The sequence below is a fragment of the Neisseria sp. P0021.S005 genome (assembly GCF_051956955.1).
Genome location: NZ_JBQCWY010000574.1, coordinates 1 through 1,968 on the forward strand (window position 1 = coordinate 1; position 1,968 = coordinate 1,968).

1 protein-coding gene is annotated in these 1,968 nt (G+C 55.3%); it reads left to right on the plus strand.

Translation table 11 applies throughout. From position 1 onward, the window contains the following. The coding region (locus ACTHUE_RS17055) for a DNA topoisomerase IV subunit B (RefSeq protein ID WP_440424039.1) at positions 1 to 1,967 on the plus strand (1,967 nt) is incomplete at its 5' end. Position 1,968: the final 1 nt, after the last annotated feature.

The following is a 1,968-nucleotide window of genomic DNA, read 5'->3' on the forward strand; positions in this document are numbered from 1 at the left end:
ACAGCGAATCCAGCATTACCGTCCTCAAAGGCTTGGAGCCGGTCAAAGAACGTCCCGGTATGTACACCCGTACCGACAGCCCGACCCATATCTGTCAGGAAGTGATTGATAACGCGGCGGACGAGGCGTTGGGCGGTTTCGCGACTGAAATTGACGTGCAAATTCATGAAGACGGTTCTCTTTCCGTCCGTGATAACGGCCGCGGTATTCCCGTCGGCCTGCACCCTGAAGAAGGCGTACCCGTAGTCGAACTCGTGTTCACCCGTCTGCACGCAGGCGGCAAGTTCAACAAAAAAGACGGCGGCAGCGCGTATGCCTTTTCAGGCGGCCTGCACGGCGTTGGCGTATCTGTTACCAACGCCCTCTCCACCCGCCTTGAAGTAACGGTCAAACGCGAAGGAAAAATCCACCGCATCGTCTTTTCCGGTGGCGACGTCATTGAGCCATTGACTGAAGTGGGCAAATGCGCCGTCAAAGACAGCGGTACCGAAGTGCGCATGTGGCCGGACGGCAAATATTTTGAAAGCCCGAATTACAGCATTCCCGAACTTGAACGCCTGCTGCGCGCCAAAGCCGTATTGCTGCCCGGCGTGCGCGTTTCCCTAACCCGCCCGGTCAAAGGCGAAGATGAAGCGCACACCCAAACTTGGCACTACCCGGACGGCCTGAAAAGCTATCTGACCGACCTCATTGCCGACGCGCAAGAAGCCGTGCCTATCTTCTCTTGTGAAAACTACATTTCAGACGGCCACAATGGCGATTTCAGCATTGGCGAAGGTGCAGCATTTGCCCTGACTTGGCTGGAAGAAGGCTCATGCGCCAACGAAAGCTATGTCAACCTCATCCCCACCCCTTTGGGCGGCACGCACGAAGCAGGCTTGAAACAAGCCGTGTTCAACGCCGTCAACAACTTCATCAATCTGCACAACCTCTTGCCGCGCGGGGTAAAAGTACAAAGCGACGACGTGTTCAGCAAAACCGCCTTCGTCCTCTCTGCCCGTGTCCTCGACCCGCAGTTCCAAGGTCAAACCAAAGACAAACTGACCAACCGCGACGCACTGAAACTTGTTGCCACCGTATCGGGTGACCCTTTGGAATTGTGGCTGAACCAAAACGTGGACTTCGGCAAAAAAATCGCCGAACTCGCTATCCGTCAGGCACAAGCACGGATGCATTCAGTTAAAAAGATTGAAAAGAAAAAAGGCAGCGGCGTCGCCGTCCTGCCCGGTAAGCTGACCGACTGCGAAAGTGAAGATATCCGCGAAAACGAACTCTTCCTCGTCGAAGGCGATTCCGCCGGCGGCTCAGCCAAACTTGCCCGCGACAAAGCCACACAGGCCATCCTGCCCCTGCGCGGCAAAGTGCTTAACAGCTTTGAAGTCCACCCCGACCAGCTCTTCGGTAATGCCGAAATCCATGATATTTCCGTTGCCATCGGCGTTGATCCGCATGGAATCAACGATAATCCCGATTTAAGCGGCCTGCGCTACGGCAAAATTGCCATCCTGTCCGATGCCGACGTGGACGGCTCGCATATTCAAGTTTTGCTGTTGACCCTGTTCTACCGCCACTTCCCGAAACTGGTCGCCGACGGACACATCTACGTCGCCCAGCCGCCGCTGTTCCGCGTCGATGTCAACGCACAAGGCAAAAGCAAACCCGCCCGCAAATTCTACGCCCTCGACCAAAACGAACTCGACAGCATTTTGGAGCGACTGCAAAAAGAAGGCGTTAAAGAAACTGCTTATTCCATCAGCCGTTTCAAAGGCTTGGGCGAGATGAACCCCGACCAGCTCAAAGACACCACCATGCACCCCGACACCCGCCGTCTGTTGCAGGTACAAATCCCAGAAGGTGCAGATGACGAAACACGCGATATCTTCGTCAAACTGATGGGCAAAGGCGAAGCCGCCGCCCGCCGCGCATGGATGGAAAAAGAAGGCGATACGGCAGAATTGGATATCTAAT